The organism is Paenibacillus sp. FSL P4-0338 (assembly GCF_038002365.1).
Taxonomy (GTDB): Bacteria; Bacillota; Bacilli; order Paenibacillales; family Paenibacillaceae; genus Paenibacillus_AQ.
This window is the reverse complement of sequence record NZ_JBBOCG010000001.1, coordinates 1,601,790-1,617,913: the sequence shown is the minus strand read 5'-3', so window position 1 is coordinate 1,617,913 and position 16,124 is coordinate 1,601,790. Positions and strand designations below refer to the sequence as shown.

Genomic DNA, 16,124 nt, shown 5'->3' with positions numbered 1-16,124 from the left:
CTTAGCTGTCTTTACTTGCCCCCGGCCAGATGGTATAACATCTTCTCACGTAGAGCTGAAGTATCCTTACCGAAGATTTCTGCAATCTTATAAGCGAACGGATAAGGCGTTGCCGGCCCCTGGCTCGTAACAAGATTCTGATCTGCTACAACAACCTTGTCTTTGAAAATACCGCCAATCAGCTTTTCCGCATAGCCGACATATCCAGTTACCTCTTTGCCTTCAATCACTTTAGCGTCGGATAAGACAACGGTTCCCGAGCACATTGCAGCAATGTATTTGTTGTTCCGGTTGAAGTCTTGCACCATTGCAATAACATCCGGATTCTCTTTCAGATTCTGTCCGCCTGGCCGGCCGCCCGGTAGAACAACCATGTCGTACGCTTTAACTTCTTCGCCAAAAGGCTTGTCACCCTCCACATAAATACCGTGCATGCCCTTGACCAGCTTGTCTCCGAAATAGAATGTATCACAGGTCAGTCCGGCTCTCCTCAAGATATCTACAATGGTTAATGTTTCGCCTTCTTCATAACCCTCAGCCATCAGTACTGCTATTTTACTCATGATGTGTATTCCTCCTATTCAGCATCAAATGCATTGAAATATACCATGCGGTTTTTAACAGCCATACTATCTCCACCTAGTGCATCTACCAGTGCATAAGCGAATGCATACGAGGTTGCCGGTCCCCGGCTTGTGATCAGGTTCCCGTCAATGACAACAACTTCTTCCTTAAAGGTGCCGCTCGTTTCAATCTTGTCCTCATAACCGGCATAAGCGGTGAAATTCCTATTCTCAAGCACCCCTGCTTTGCCTAGTGCAAGAGGAGCTGCACATATGGCTCCTACAAATTTCCCCGCTTCATTCATCTCTTGAAGCAGTCTGATGACCCGGTCGTCATCACGAAGATTAGCCGCTCCCGGCATGCCTCCGGGCAGTACGATCATGTCGTAGCTTTTAACATCGTCACTAATAATTGCATCTGCTTTGACTACAATGTCGTGACTGCCGCGAATGAGTCCACCTGCTGTACTGAACATATGGCACTCGATCTGCGCCCGTCTCAAAATATCCACAATGGTCAGTGTTTCACTCTCTTCAAATCCTTCTGCCAGTATAACTGCAACTTTGCTCACGTTCATACCCTCCTGTTATTTCAAATGTCTGCAGGACTACAGTGGCCTGCTTACGCTTACAAACGCTAAGGTAGCCGCCTTTACATTCATAATTTAGCACGAAGTTACGCAACCTCAAAGCACATATATGCTGCTTGTATGTAACTATTAGCTGCAGTATGATAATACCGTTACTATCAATTACCATCAAAATCTCGAATGGATCTATTCAGGAGGTACTCATGCTCAATAACTATAAATACTTTCTCGCTCTGGCCGAAGAGCTGAACATTTCAAATGCAGCCAAACGTCTCTATATTTCCCACCAATCCTTAAGCAAATACTTAAAAGGCCTGGAAGAGAAGCACGGTGTTGCTTTTTTTGAGAGGAAGCCCAAAATAACTTTAACAGCCGCCGGAAAAATCATGCAGAACACCTTGCGTCAGATTGAGCTTCTGGATCAAAATATGGAGAATCAGCTCACGGACCTCAAGGAGGATAAATCGGGTACCATCCACTTCGGCATCACTGAAGGACGCTATCCCATTATTGTTCCAAAGCTGTTAAAAGAGTTCTACGATCTTCATCCCAAGGTCGAGTTAAATATTCATCGAAAGACTTCACCGCAGATGCAGGAGATGGTAATGAACAATTCGCTGGATCTGTTTCTGTCTGGTGTTGATAATATTGTTACTTCTCATGTGAAGTACGAGACCATTCTCCATGAGCAAATGTACATTGTGATCTCGGACAATTTGCTGAAGCAGTATTTTTCGGATCAATATCCGGGTTGTATCGATACGTTTACCAAGGGTGCCGACCTTAGACAGTTCCAGCATGTGCCGTTTGTGCTGAATAAGAAAAACTTCAATTCCCGTATTCTGCTGGACAAGCATCTGTCTGAACTGGGGATTTCACTCAACTGCATTAATGAACTGACTCAGCCTGACATCCATCATCTGTTGTGTGCCGAAGACTATGCAGCCAGCTTCTGTCTGACGATGTATCTCAGCGGAATCGACGGGCTTAATGAGTCGGGTAATACGAACTCCCATCTTCATGTGTTCCCTATTTCGGACTTTGCTTACTTTAACCCGCTGGCGCTGATTTATCATCGAAATAAAATTTTCCCGTCCTATACGGAGGACTTAAAAAAAATCGTAAAACGCTACTGTAACCCAGCTTCGTATCTCCAGCAGTCGTAAAGTTGCTTGAATCGCTCTATGCATCCAAAAGTTGAGTTAGTGCAGTTAACTTGTGCTTGAGTAAAACAACACCGCAACCTTATATTTTGTTATGTAAACTTCAGCAAATTGAAGTCAAAATAACGAGGTGGATGGTTGTGAGTTATATGATTGATGAACTGGCGGATTATGTGGCCCGTCTCCGGTATGAGGATCTATCCGCAAGGGCTATAGAGGTTGGTAAACAGGTGATCCTTGATGCTTACGGGAATATGGTGTTCGGCCGTTACTCCGAAACAAGTGAGCGCATTATGGAGTACGCGCATATGGCAGATAGCATCAATATGAAAGAGGAACCGGTTACTCTTATCGGAGAGCAGGAGGTCCGCACCAGTTCAGATACCGCAGTGTTCGTACATACGATGCTGGCGCGCTGCGCAGATCTGGATGATGGATACCGCCACGCTATGGGGCACCCCGGCTCTGTGCTGGTTCCCCTCCTGCTTACTATGGCTGAGTTGTACCACAACGACGGCAAACAGATGATTACGGCAATTGTGGCAGCATATGATGTGTACGCCAGGTTAGGCGAGGCGATTAATCCCTTTATGTACAGGGAAAGGGGCTTCGATGCTACGGGGGTATGCGGTGCGGTCGCGGCTGCAGCTTTGGTAAGCAAATTAACGGATGCTGATGCCGTCCGGACCAAGGATGCCATGGGGATTGCTTCGATGTTCACAGGTGGACTAATAGAATATCAGAACGACGGGACTTCCGGTAAAATTCTGTGCAGCGGCTGGGCTGCGCTAACAGGGATGAGGGCTGTAAGACTGGCAGCTTGCGGATTTACCGGCCCGGATGCTGCGCTTGAAGGGAAGTACGGGTTTTTCCAGGCGTTCAAGGGGACCAGCGGTCATTGTAATACGGGTCAGGTGCTTGAGGAATTGGGTCAAAACTTCAAAATAACCAGTATCTATTTCAAACGTCATGCCTGCCAGCGAGGGCTTCATGCCACAATGGATGCCATGCTGGAAATGCGGAAGAGGTATGATCTCACACCTTCGAAGATAAAATCCGTCGATGTGAGAACGTCTTCCTTCGTCTATCGTCTAAATAATCCCAAACCCAAGACAGCCATAGGAGCTCAGGCCAGCACACAGTTTACTTCAGCTGTAGCACTCAAGTATGGCCGCATGGATTCAGAGGCTTTAATTTTCAGAAGCTTTGAAGATCCTGAGATCCATGAGTTGGTTCAAAAAATAACAGTCACTCTGGATGAGGAAGTACAGCAGTATTTGCATGAAAATCCGACGCATTTTTGTGCGGCACGTATTGTGTTGACATTACATGACGACAGTACGTACGAGAAGTGGATGCCTGTTCCGCTTGGCGATATAGAATCCCCATTCGGCTGGGAGATGCTTGAACACAAATTCAATCAACTGATTGCAGATACGCCGTGCGAAAGAACCCGGAAGGACAGAATCGGGCTGATCAAAAATCTTGAGAACGTCAGCAATGCCGCTATGCTGCTTCGTTTCTGAGAGGAACTGTTGCTTCGTTGCACTGTTCCTCAGGCAGGATACCCGCCCCCTGGCGGAGGCCATGCTCCCTGCAGACGGCGGAGCAGAACAATCTCCCCCAGGTGATAGGAGTTATGGGAGGCGATATTGCGCAGCAGCCCGCCCTTGGTCTCCCCTGGAAAATGGGCTAATGGCTCGTCAAGCTGGGCGGTCTGAGCGATGGAAACCGCCTTCTCGACCCCTTCCAGCAAATGCGTGATCGCTTCTTGAAGCTGGGACTCCTCTGATGGGGCCTTCTCTGCAGGCCAGCTCTCCTGTACGCTTGTAGGCCGCTGCGGCTGGCCGCCCTCCAGATGGGTCAGCATGAAATCCTGCCAGTAGCCCATATGCTTCACCAACTGATAGATGGAGTAGGGAATTCCCTCTATAGTATAACCTGCAAGCTCCAGTGTCAGATCCGGCAAAGCCCGGGCGATCGGAATATGTCCGCGCTCCCCTACCAAAGATTTCACCAGCGCTTGACCAAAAGCCTGATTGGATTCGGACATCAGTATGCTCCTCCTATTAATTGCGCGAAATATAATTTACCGAAATCAAATATAGCCGGATTCTAACGCTTTGTCAATAAGCATCCGCCTGTACCTTAAACATCTGGAAGTAATGTCCCTGAAGGTTCATCAGTTCATTGTGAGGGCCAGCTTCAAGAATACGGCCAGCTTCCATATAATAGATGCAATCCGAGTCTCTTACGGAGGACAGCCGATGCGAAATTACGATGACCGTGCGGTTCATTGCAGCTTTGTCCATCAATTGCATCCACTTATATTCTGAGATGGAATCTAATGCACTTGAGGGTTCATCTAGAATCAACACGGAATGATCTCTGTACAGTGCGCGGGCCAATGCCACCTTTTGATTTTGACCGCCAGATAGAATGATCCCCTCCTCTGAGAATTCTTTGGTTAACTCAAGCTCTATCTTGCTCTTATCCTTTACAAATAAAGAAAAATCTATGTTGTCCAATATATCCATCATTTTGTCAATCTCTTCTGCTGTAGGGTTAGACTCAAACAGAATATTCTCAATCAGTGAACAAGCATAGCTGTTATGATCCTGAAACACGGTATCGAACTGAGACAGGTATTCTTGTCTGTTGAATGTTTTAATATCAGTCCCTTTAAATTCTATTGAACCTTTGGTGGCGTCGTATAAGCGCATCATCAGCTTGATTAAAGTACTTTTTCCTGCACCATTCTTACCTACAATCGCTATTTTCTGTCCAGCTTTAATGGCAATGTTTATATTGTTCAGAACATCGGACTGATTATTATAGCTAAACGACACATTAGTCAATTGAAGAAGATAAGGTGATAAATTGCCCTGCGGAATCCCGGAATTCCCGTCTGTTACCTTGTTTATATAGTTGCAAAAGGCACGGAACCTTTCTATGTAAATGTTATGCTCCTGAAATGCCTGGATTCTCTCCATAATCTTGCCGAGATTGCTGCTCATAAGCGCAACCGCTTCTTTAATCGCGATAAAATCCCCTGCGCTAAGTGTCTGTGTAACGACGATTTTATATATGAGGTACAGCAGGATCAGAGTGTTATTAATATGAGTAAAGGCATCGCTAACTAAGTACAATTTCGTAAACCGGTTACTGAATTTCTTGTAGAGTTCAATTATATTTTCAACACCTTCTAGAAACAGGTCCTTAAGCACTACATGAATATTGGTTATACGAATATCTAGCGCATTGTCACGAAGATAACTGGTCCGGAGCACATAATCCATTTTTCTTTTTTCGGGGATGATGGCATGGGTTCGCTCCATTCGTGCCTTGATCATCCTTGTTCTGACAAACGAATCTCCAAGAATAGGAATAGCAACAAACAGCAAGATTAAAGGGTCACTAGTCAAAATAAAAATACCGGAAAAAGTTATGGAGAAAATCGTTTGGCACAGTTGAAATAAACTATCTAAGAAGTGAATAGGCCTTGTTGAGCTTTCTTCTACAGAATAGATATATTGGTTGTAGTAATCCGTATCATCATAGCAATTGATATCTACCTCATTAGCCTTCTTAAAAGCAACATGCTGAAAACCGGAAATGATGATAGGGTCAGAGCGTTTCACGTAATATGCCCAGGCAGAATCATAAGCAAGTTTAATGGTTTTGCAGCCAATAACAATTGCAACCATAATCATCATTCGTCTGAAGTCAAAATCATTCATTAAAGCGTCTAAGATTACTTTGATGGCGTACACCTTAATGAACCAAGTATCGAAAGCAACCATTAATGCGGTTAGTATGATGCCAGGGATCCTGATCCAGTCATATTTGAAAATTGATTTCAGGTAAAATATGCTGTTGCCAAGAGAATATTTCTTGCTCATCTCATTTCACCGCCCGCTCTGTACTACAGGTATTTTTCTGCTTGAAGTCTATAGAGTTCTGAATATTTCCCATCCTGACTCATGAGCTGTTTATGTGAACCGCTCTCCTTGACCGTGCCTTCATCAATCAAATAGATCTTATCTGCTGATTTTGCAGCTGTTAAACGATGGGAAATAATAATAATCGTCTGATCATGGAAATGCTCTAAAATGTGATTGAACAACTGATATTCAGCTACAGGATCTAACGAACTGGTCGGCTCATCAAGGATGATAAAATTTCTTTTACTCACAAAGATTCGGGCTATAGCCATTTTTTGATATTGCCCTTTGGATAAGCTGAGTCCATCGGTACTAAATTCAGAGGTTATGTACGAATTCATTAGTTCTTCGGGCGTACGATCCAGGTTCAAATCAACCTCATGAATGGCTTGCCCGATTTGCTCGGACACAGCATCTGCAGATGTATCCACTTTGTCCATAAGTATATTTTCCGCTACTGTACATGAATAATATTGGAAATCCTGCTGCACTACTGAGAACTGCTTACGATACTGCTGAAGATCATGCTTCCGAATAGATTCCCCGTTAATGGTGATTTCACCCGAATAATGGTCATAGAGACCGAGCAATAACTTGATGATAGTGCTTTTTCCTGAACCATTTACTCCTACCAAAGCTATCTTTTCACCTGGATTAAAACGGAGGTTTATATTTTCTAACACTGGTTTATCATTTGCTGCATATCCAAAGCTTACATTTTCAAAAGCGATAGTATTGCCGGTGTTTAATGGAACAGGTAATCCTTTTCGACACTCCAAAGACTTATCCGGTTGCAAAAAACGAAATAACTTATTTGCATATAGCTGATATTCTTTGAGTGAGGTAATGACTTCGGTCAAGCCGAATAAATAGCCCGATAAACTATATACTGCAATTGTTATAGGAATTATATTAGCAGCCGAGGTCCCGCTTTCACTGTGAATTAATGAGAATAGAAGAACTGCCATGGTTCCCCAATATAAGATGACCTCCTGATTAAAAACTCTCAAGAATTGCAGAGCGCCTGTTGTCCAGCCATACTTTTTCGTGGAGTGTAAGATTTCCTTTACAGCATTATCGTACAAATTCAACAAGATCTTCTGTATGGGGTACAACCTTAGCTCTAACGCATATCTTTTCATATAAAAGGTTCTTTCAACATATTTCTTCTTTCTATTGGGCGAGAGGATGTCCTGGTCAAACTGGTATTGCGTCTTTATTAATGTAGTATTGATTAAAAAGGCAGCACAGACCGTTATAATTACTATAGCTACAAGTTCAACATGCATAACTCCAATGACTGAAACGGTTGCGATGATCCCCACTACATTCGATAACAAATTAGAGATTAACAATATGCTCCCCGTCGTTCTCTGCTCAACCTGATTGATGGCAAAGGAAAAATCGTTAAGATAAGCTGCGTTGTCCAAGTTTTTAGTATCTGTGTGCATTATCGTATGTATTAACTTTGCAACTATTTTTTTGTGAAGAATCTGCCGGGCAACGGGATCTATTTTGCTGTAATACAAGGATGTACTTATTCCCCCAAGCATGACCACGGCTTGAATGAATATAACAGGGATTATGATCTCCACAAATGATTTATTCGTGCCTATACCGTTCAATACGACTCGGATTAAAATAACCGAACTCAAAAAGTTGCATACAACACCAAATATATTGTTGAAGATTGTATAAGACGACCAAAGTGGTATAGATTTATAGGTTAACTTCAACATCTCTACATAGCTTCTAAACAATTCCAAGGAAGTCCCTCCGGTTCCACTTCAGACTAAACTGTAATCCTATATTGTTATTGTATTCCTTTGTTTTTTTTCAACAACCTTACAGATTATAGGCTTTCGGTTAGCGCGTTCCGAAATTTGCAACACAAAAAAAGCGAAACGCTTGAGGCTCCATTTCGCTCTTTGATCTCAATTATAGTGTTCCATTCCATGAACTCTTATAAAGTACGCAGAATATTTAACAGCTCCTCCGACATCCGGCTCACATCTTCAATCGACGCATTGACCTCTTGGGTTAGAGCGGCCTGGGCTTCGGTGAGGCTGGACATGCTGTTAATCCGTGTAATGATGTCGTCAACCTTCTCATTCATCTGCTGCATGGTGGTTTCAATGTTACCCGATGCCGTCTTGCTGTGCTCCGCGAGCTTCCTCACTTCACCAGCCACAATGGAGAATCCCCGGCCGTATTCGCCCGCATGGGCAGCTTCAATCGCAGCATTCAGTCCAAGCAGGCCTGTCTGGTTCGAAATCTCGCTGATGAATTGGGTGATCTCCTTGGTCTCCCCTGTCTTGACCTTGACTTCCATGGCGGCCTTGTGCGATTGCTCCTGGACCTCAGCCATGTCCTGAGCCTGCTCGGTAACTGACACGATGCCGCGGACGATCTCATTAATCGCTGCCAGCAAGCCCTCCATCTGTACATTGACCTGCCGTACAATTTCCTCTTTGGTGACTTCGTGGGTAACATCCCGGATCGTACCGGCAACTCTCAGAGGGATGCCCTGCTCATCGCGAACGGTTTCACCGCCAGCGTGGTACCAGCGGTATTCGCCATTTTTGGAGCGCAACCGGTAGTTCACTGCATAGTCCGTCTGCCCTGTGTAATCATTCAGATGATGGGCGAAGGCATCCAGCGTGGGCTGAAGATCCTCGGGGTGAAGCTGGTTGCTCCAGCTGCTTAACAGGTTCGGGAAATCATGCTCGCCTTCAAAACCAATCGTTCTGCGGAATTGCTCCGACCACCAGAACTCATTATCCGGGTTGACCGGATCGCCTGCGATAACCACCATATCCCAAGGGGCTTCCACCAGGGCACGGTTCACCAGATCATAGCGGACAACCAGTGCGCTCAGCTCGTCCTGCTTGATTTTTTTATCATGTATATCCAGCAATGCTCCAGCTACCATAATAGGTGATCCGTCAGCGGCACGTACGGTTGTGCCCGTCGCCTGGAACCATTTGTACTCGCCTGCTTTCGTCTTCAGCCGATACTCGATGTCGTATTTGATCGTGCCGCTCCGGTCCAGCATATGATCCGCGAACAGCTGCAGTACGCCCTCTTTGTCCTCGGGATGAAGGCAGTTGGACCAGCTCTCCAGCACATTGGGGAAATCATGATCATCCGTATAGCCGATCATCCGGCGCAGCTCATCAGACCACCTGAACTCATTATTAGGGTTCACCGGATCACCCTCATACACATCCATTTCCCACAGGGAGATCTCAATTGCTTCAGTGATCATATTTAATCTGACCTTATAGTAATCCTCACGCTTATGTATCACGGACGTTAGTCGCATTAACAATGCTTGCAGTTCACCTGGGGCTGTAGTGGAGTATGTATCGGCTTGCTCCTCTTCCTTACGTTCAGCCCGCTCCACATAGTTTCTTAATAGGTCGATCAAATGATGGTCTGTTTGGGGCGGCGGTCCTGCGTGTGTATTTCCTTTGAATCTGTTCAGAATAGGCATGTTCTCTCAGTTCTCCTCATCTCATGGTGTGCGCTGCTTGGGAAAGCTAGATTGAGTATATAACACGCATGAGATTTAATATATAAATTTATATTTAAAAATTAATATAAAACAGCGGCAGAATAAGACTTGACAAAAAGTCTCAGACTGCCGCTGTTATTTGACTAATGTATAGTGGTTTCCCGTTAAGTTAGTTCACTTGTATGCTTTGCAATATGTCATTGAATTCCGCCTTGGCTTGTCTGCTGATTTTCGCTGGAAAAGTTGACAACAAGGTGTAGATTTCATTATTCTGCTCAAACAGAATCATTTGAAAATCGAGCTTTCCATCTGCATCTCCCACACTATAGACCAACTGCTTTGCATCGATTTTCCCTACCTTTACAGATTGCTCAGTGATTTTCGAAGCATCCTTCTTCGCTATATCTTTTTTGAGATAGCTGACATATTGTTCGAAATTCATATCCAGATAATCCTTACTATAATGACGAATGGTAAGCGTGTTATTCTCGGGCGAGACCATAACAAGCTGGAGATCTCCAGCAATCTCCATAGAAACCGGTATTTCTTGCCAATCCCCGTATGCGGTAATTTGGATTTTTGTATCCTTGGTTGTAAAAGGCTGCTTCGTAGATATTGTGGCGGTCTGAATCTCCGCGAGCCAGTTCACCTTCGCATCCACGGCTTCGCCGATGAAACGTAATGGAACGTAAGTGCTCCCCTTGATGTTAGCAGGGGCTACGGTCAGTTTTTTCTGATTGCCATTAATCTCAGCAGTAGTTGAACCCAGCTTAAGCTTGATCAGCGTACCCGGTTTGCTTCCTTTAATCGTTTGCGTTTTGGAATCCCATTCAACCTTCAGTCCCAATGCTTCAAAAATAGCGCGGAACGGAACCATGACTGATCCATTTTGCTGGATAGGCGGAGCTTGGAATGTAATACGCCCGCCATTCAAATGCACCATGATTTCGTCAGGATTTGAAGGCGGTGCAGGTTCTGAAGTATCCTCATCAAGCACTTCGACGCCTTTGGCAGCGAGCTCGGTCAGGATTTGCTGTGCATCTGCATTCAGAGGATTATTGCTGACGGAAACCTCCTTAAGCTTCGGAAGAGTAGTTAAGACGCTAATGTCCTCGACCAGATTATTCTCAAAGTAGACATGCTCCAGCTCCGGGTGATTTCTTAGCGGTTCAAGAGACTGGATTTGGTTATCGCTTATGATTAACCAGTTCAGCTTGACTAATGATTGAATGGGCTTCAGATCTTTAAGCTGATTATTGCCGGTTAACAAATCTGTTAATTGGGTTAATCCTGCTAGTGCATCAAGCTTCTCTATGTTGTTCGAATCAAGATTAAGCTGCTCCAGCCGGGACAACTCCTGCAACGGCTCCAGCCCAGTGATCTGATTGTCGTTCAGAGCCAGGAAGGTGATTTTATGTAGATTTTGAAGGGGCTCAATATTGGTAATGCCAAGCCCTGGGAGCATTAAGCTTTTCATATTAACAGCGTGCTGAAGTCCGCTTAGACTGTTAATTTTCTGCTCAGGATCACTAGGATAGAGAGATGTTAGGGTCTGCAGATCTTCTTTGGTAAGGGGAGCGGCCGGCTTCTTCAGCTCGACACGAATCGCCTGTTCCAGATTCTTGTCTGAGATGAGAGCGGCTTCTGCAAATACGGATGGAATAGAAACGAAGCATAGCAGGAAAGCAAGTACAGCAGTTGATACAAGTTTGATTGTCTTACACAAAATAAATTCACTCCTTGAATTGTCATAGCGACTAGATTCGACATTTCTCTACCATTTCCTTCATAGCATAAGTGTTTAGTGTATTGAACTATTCTTAGGCCAAGAGGAAGCCGCTGGATTTCCAATTGCTTGCTGCCAGGTAACATCTACTAAGTAGACCATACCAAAAAGGCACCCCGCTGACGGGGCACCTTACCTTAGATAGGGGTTGAGCTAGGATGGATTGCTGGAGCATGTGCGTTTAGGTCTCCAGCTCCTCAGGGGTCCAGTGCAACTGGACTCCGAGCGCAATCAATTGCTGCTGATAGGCCTCTAGATGCTCCGCTGATTCCCTGACTGCCGATGGTTCGACCTGTTTCCTGATGGCATAGGCCGCGAGGGTGCCTGCCGCCTCGCCGATATTCCATTCTGTGGGATGCAGGCGGTAGCAGCCGTTCGCAATCTGGGTCATGGATATGTTCTTGCAAGCCGGGAGCAGGTTCTTGACCCGTACCGGGATCAATGATCCGAGAGGAATCTCATAAGGATGATTCGGGATATAAAAGGTACGCTGGCTCACTGTCGTGGGATGAAGATCCAGATGATAGCTGCCTACCCCTACGCTGTCCTTATAACGCTTAGGCCCGGCTGGTCCGCGCAGTTCCTTGCTCACATCTTGCTCGGCTACTGTGTACAGCCCGCGAATACGCCGGGATTCCCGGGTATACGGGGCTTTGGCCAGCCCATCCTCCGTGCCGAGCATATCCCCGCGCAGCCTCACCCCCGGGTAACCCTTCCCGCCGTCCAGGCGGGGCGCTTCAGTCTGAAGCCAGTACACGAGCGAAAGGGTGAGCTGCCGCGCTCCTTCCAGATGCCGCTCCTGTTCCTCTGGCGATACGCCGATAATAGGCCCGGCATAGTAATCGTTCAGCGCCCAGTTCAGCAGAGTGACTTCGCCGTCATTCAGCGGCTCGGTCCAGATGGCCGGGTCCACGATCCGCCGGTAATCCCAGAGGGAGACAATCCCCTGATCATTCGGGAACATCGTGAACTGCTTCAGCTTGCTCGTATCTTCAGCATCTGAAGCAAACCAGCTTAAGATTGGATACTGCGAGAACGATGGGACATATTCACGCCAGTAATCATAATCTCTTGGTCGCGGAATTGTATAGTCTCCACCCTGCACATAGTCCACCGCTGCCACATGGGTAATCGATTGCATGTCGAGCGGGTCATGGGTCTCCAGAGCGTGCGGCTCCCCTGTCTCGCTGCGGGCTTCAGCGCCGCTGACATGCTCCACTCCAGCCAGCGGCAGCAGATCACCGCACTCCGTGGCATCCAGATAGTAGTCGCCGAGCAGCCTGATAAGGTTTCCGCCCGGCTCCTGCCGGACAGTCACTCCAGTAACGTAATCCCCATCAGTATCGGCCGCAACCGGCACCGTGTGATAGAGCACCTCAATCCGTCCGGTGTTCACATACGGAGCCAGCATCTCCTGCAGAACAGCCAGTGCCACCTTCGGTTCATGTGCTAAACGGCTGACCCAGCCGTTGCCGGGATTCAGTATAGGATTACTCCTGGCAGCCTCCGTAAGCGGATAATTCCGCCTGTAATACTCCCTGACTCTACTGCGGAACTCCCGGTAAGATGCAGTACTGCCCGATTGCTCAATCCAGCGGTGCTCATCCGGCGGCACGGCCTGGGAGGTCAATTGCCCGCCCAGCCAGTCCGTCTCCTCTGTCACAAGCACACGCAGCCCGGCTTTGGCTGCGGCCAGTGCCGCCGCCGTTCCTCCAAGGCCGCCGCCGATAATTACTACATCCGAACGCTTCTCCTGTTCGCCAGTCATTTCTCCATCTCCTCCCTGCCGCAGCAGTTAGATCTGCCTTACGCCTTCGTCCCGGCGCAGCCCTTCCAGAGCCAACCGGGCCGCGCCGAAGCAGCCTGCCCGGTTGCCCAGCTCTGCCGGTACAACCCGGGCGGCCAAACTGTCGCCTAACTTCCCGGCCAGCAGCGGCCACCAGACCGCGCGGCTCTGAATGACCCCGCCGCCGATAATAATCAGCTCGGGGTCTACCGCCGCCCCGATGTTAGCTGTCACCAGCGCAAGATCCGCTGTGAAGCGCGTAAGCACCGCCAGCGCTGCCGCATCGCCCTGCTCTGCCGCCGCCATAATCTCCCGCCCGTGCGCATACGCCCGGCCGGTCTCCTCCAGTGCCAGCCGCAGCAGCGCCTGGCCGGACACATATTGCTCCGCGCAGCCGAGCTTGCCGCAATTACAGGCGCGACCTCCCGGCACCAGCACGCTGTGCCCCCAGTCGCCGCCGCTCCAGGCGGCTCCGCGCAGCAGCCGGCCTTCCGCCAGATTCGCCCCGCCGACCCCGGTGCCCAGGGTCAGCATAACCAGGCTCGCCCTGCCGCGTCCCGCGCCCAGCCAGGCCTCGCCCAGCAGCGCAGCGTTGGCATCGTTATCGGCCGCCGCAGGCCGTCCGAAGGCAGCTGTTGCCCACTGCACAAGCTGCACCCCTTGCCAGCCGGGCAGATTGCCCGTGGCGTAGACTACCTCGCCCGTATCTGCGTTCACCCTGCCCGCCGAGCCAATCCCCAGCGCTTCCACGGCAGGATGCTCCGCCAGCAGCTCCTCCACCAGACTGTGGATCTGGCTTAGAATAACCTCCCGGCCCAGCCGTGCCTCCGTGTCGCGCCCGGCTTCCGCCAGAATCGTCCCGGTTTCATCGGTCACAAGCCCCTTGATGCCTGTCCCCCCGATATCCACTCCTATGACTTGCCTCATTCGCGCCACCTCCACTACTGCGTCTGTACCATACGGTAACGGCTCATCCATCGTTACAGGAAAGGTACTGTTATAGCGCTAAAGTGTCAGCTCTTAAGTGACACCTCATAAGTCACACCTCATATGTCTCCATTCGCCTGCTGTCTGACGGCATACAGCATGATCCATGAGGAGCAAATACACTTGTATTCGGTTTTTCGATTACAATTGGCCATCTGCCCTATTTACCACGCACTCTAATAAATCCGGTCAATAACCGCCCGGGCGGTCAGCTCCTTCATCCGCTTGGTCTCATCGGCATGGAGCTGCTCCAGCCTCTGGCAGAGCAGGTCGATAATGAACAGCTGGGAGACCTTGGCCCCTACGGAGCCGCCTTCCAGCGGCGATTCCTTCCCGGCCGTCAGCAGCACAATGTCGGCAATCGAAGCGATGGGAGACTTGGCGTAGTTAGTCATGGCAATGACTTTGGCTCCATTCTGCTTGGCCTTCATCAGCATGTCATTCGTATCCAGCGTACTGCCCGATACACTGATGCCAAAAGCGACATCGCCCGGTCCCATCGTCACAGCCATCATCGACTGGATGTGGCTGTCGGAGCTGGCTTCGACCCGCCGCCCGATCCGCAGGAAGCGGTTCTTGGCGTCCAGCGCCGTGATTCCTGAAGAACCTACGCCGAAGAACTGGATATACCGGGCCTGATCCAGAGCCTCCACTGCCCGCTGCAGCTGCTCCCGGTCCAGCATGCCCAGGCTGGATTGCAATACACCAACCATCAGGGCATACAGATGGTCAGCGTAATCCCCCTCGCCAGCCCCCTGCCCGCCGTCCGCCAGAGTCTGCCGCTTCGGCAGCCCCTGGGCCAGCATCAGCTTGAAATCCTGATAGCCCTTGAAGCCGATTTTGCGGCAGAAGCGCATCACTGTGGTCTCACCCGTTCCGGCAAAATCAGCCAGCTCAGTCACAGACAGATAGATCAGATTATCCGGATGCTCAAGCACACACCGGGCTACCTTTTGCTCAGCTTTGGTCATGGATGGGTAATACGTGTTGATCCGGTCATTCATTTCCATTACGGTTCATCCTCACTTTTCTCGCCGCTGCTGCGAACTGCCGGGTGATCAGCTGCGGCCGGGTAATTGCGGAGCCTACCACCACCGCATAGGCCCCCAGGTCCAGCGCCGCTTCCACCTGGGCGGGCTGGCTGATTCGGCCTTCGGCAATAACTGGAATCTTCAGCCGCCGTGCGGCCTGCTCCAACAGCTCCAGATTCGGCCCCTCCTGCTGGCGGGAATACGGTGTATATCCCGATAAGGTGGTCGAGACACAGCTGACCCCAAGCAACTCAGCGTATAACGCTTCCTCCAGTGTGGAGATATCTGCCATAGAAGCAGCCGTGCTTGCCTTCAGCAGGTCTATGATCTGCTCCAGCGTACAATTCTCCGGCCGGGTCTGCCGGGTCCCGTCAAAAGCTATAATATCCGCTCCCGCTTCCAGCAGTTCCTCAATCTCTCTAAGCGTAGGGGTAATATAGACGTCCGAATCCGGGTAATTGCGCTTCACGATGCCGATCACCGGCAGCGCAACCGCCTGCTTGATCGCCCGCACATCTGCTGCTCCGTTCGCCCGGATGGCGATGGCCCCGCCTTCCGCTGCTGCCACGGCCATCCGGGCCATAATCTCCGGCCCGTGCAGCGGCTCATCCGGCAGTGCCTGGCAGGAGACAATCAGCCCCAGATGCAGGCTTTCCAGTATATTTTTGCTCAGGGTCCCCACCCTCTCTCTTATAGTCTGCATAAATTGAACCTGCTACAGCTCCTCCAGCTCCAATATTTCTCTACGTCACTCTTC

The 16,124-nt window shown here is 48.8% G+C and carries 13 protein-coding genes; 2 read left to right on the top strand and 11 right to left on the bottom strand.

Annotated features, from left to right (window positions below; all coding sequences use genetic code 11):
- Positions 1-11 precede the first annotated feature (11 nt).
- The gene (locus MKZ07_RS06995; RefSeq protein WP_341025317.1) at positions 12-563 is read right to left on the bottom strand and encodes a DJ-1 family glyoxalase III; all 552 of its coding nucleotides are present in this window, start codon (positions 561-563) and stop codon (positions 12-14) included.
- A gap of 14 nt (positions 564-577) precedes the next feature.
- Positions 578-1,135: a DJ-1 family glyoxalase III gene (locus MKZ07_RS06990; protein WP_076153846.1), complete on the bottom strand. Its 558-nt coding sequence runs from the start codon at positions 1,133-1,135 to the stop codon at positions 578-580.
- Positions 1,136-1,356: 221 nt separating this feature from the next.
- On the opposite strand from MKZ07_RS06990, the gene MKZ07_RS06985 reads away from it, so the two are divergent.
- Entirely contained in the window at positions 1,357-2,319 is a 963-nt protein-coding gene (locus MKZ07_RS06985) for a LysR family transcriptional regulator (RefSeq protein ID WP_036690744.1), read from the top strand.
- A 146-nt stretch (positions 2,320-2,465) separates the two neighbouring features.
- Positions 2,466-3,842, top strand: a complete 1,377-nt coding sequence (locus MKZ07_RS06980; RefSeq protein ID WP_235218332.1) for an MmgE/PrpD family protein — start codon at positions 2,466-2,468, stop codon at positions 3,840-3,842.
- 29 nt (positions 3,843-3,871) lie between these two features.
- Here MKZ07_RS06980 and MKZ07_RS06975 read toward each other — a convergent pair whose 3' ends face one another.
- The 9 genes from MKZ07_RS06975 to MKZ07_RS06935 form a co-directional block, all read right to left on the bottom strand.
- On the bottom strand, positions 3,872-4,369 hold the full coding sequence (locus tag MKZ07_RS06975; RefSeq protein WP_036690741.1) for a DinB family protein: 498 nt from the start codon (positions 4,367-4,369) through the stop codon (positions 3,872-3,874).
- 73 nt (positions 4,370-4,442) lie between these two features.
- A complete protein-coding gene (locus tag MKZ07_RS06970; RefSeq protein WP_051493152.1) occupies positions 4,443-6,218 on the bottom strand; it encodes an ABC transporter ATP-binding protein in 1,776 nt (591 codons plus the stop codon).
- A gap of 23 nt (positions 6,219-6,241) precedes the next feature.
- Positions 6,242-8,026 carry an ABC transporter ATP-binding protein gene (locus tag MKZ07_RS06965; protein ID WP_036690740.1) on the bottom strand — a complete coding sequence of 595 codons (1,785 nt, stop codon included), beginning with the start codon at positions 8,024-8,026 and terminating at the stop codon, positions 6,242-6,244.
- A gap of 197 nt (positions 8,027-8,223) precedes the next feature.
- Entirely contained in the window at positions 8,224-9,756 is a 1,533-nt protein-coding gene (locus MKZ07_RS06960) for a methyl-accepting chemotaxis protein (protein ID WP_084648781.1), read from the bottom strand.
- Positions 9,757-9,946: 190 nt separating this feature from the next.
- Positions 9,947-11,503, bottom strand: coding sequence for a stalk domain-containing protein (locus MKZ07_RS06955; RefSeq protein WP_051493151.1), 1,557 nt, complete (start codon positions 11,501-11,503; stop codon positions 9,947-9,949).
- A 241-nt stretch (positions 11,504-11,744) separates the two neighbouring features.
- On the bottom strand, positions 11,745-13,331 hold the full coding sequence (locus MKZ07_RS06950) for an FAD-dependent oxidoreductase (protein WP_341025313.1): 1,587 nt from the start codon (positions 13,329-13,331) through the stop codon (positions 11,745-11,747).
- Positions 13,332-13,358: 27 nt separating this feature from the next.
- Positions 13,359-14,276, bottom strand: a complete 918-nt coding sequence (locus MKZ07_RS06945) for an ROK family protein (protein ID WP_341025312.1) — start codon at positions 14,274-14,276, stop codon at positions 13,359-13,361.
- 236 nt (positions 14,277-14,512) lie between these two features.
- Positions 14,513-15,346, bottom strand: a complete 834-nt coding sequence (locus tag MKZ07_RS06940) for a MurR/RpiR family transcriptional regulator (protein ID WP_036690736.1) — start codon at positions 15,344-15,346, stop codon at positions 14,513-14,515.
- Positions 15,333-16,070 carry an N-acetylmannosamine-6-phosphate 2-epimerase gene (locus MKZ07_RS06935; protein WP_083677642.1) on the bottom strand — a complete coding sequence of 246 codons (738 nt, stop codon included), beginning with the start codon at positions 16,068-16,070 and terminating at the stop codon, positions 15,333-15,335. Before MKZ07_RS06935 ends, MKZ07_RS06940 begins: the two co-directional genes overlap by 14 nt.
- Between the last annotated feature and the right edge of the window lie 54 nt (positions 16,071-16,124).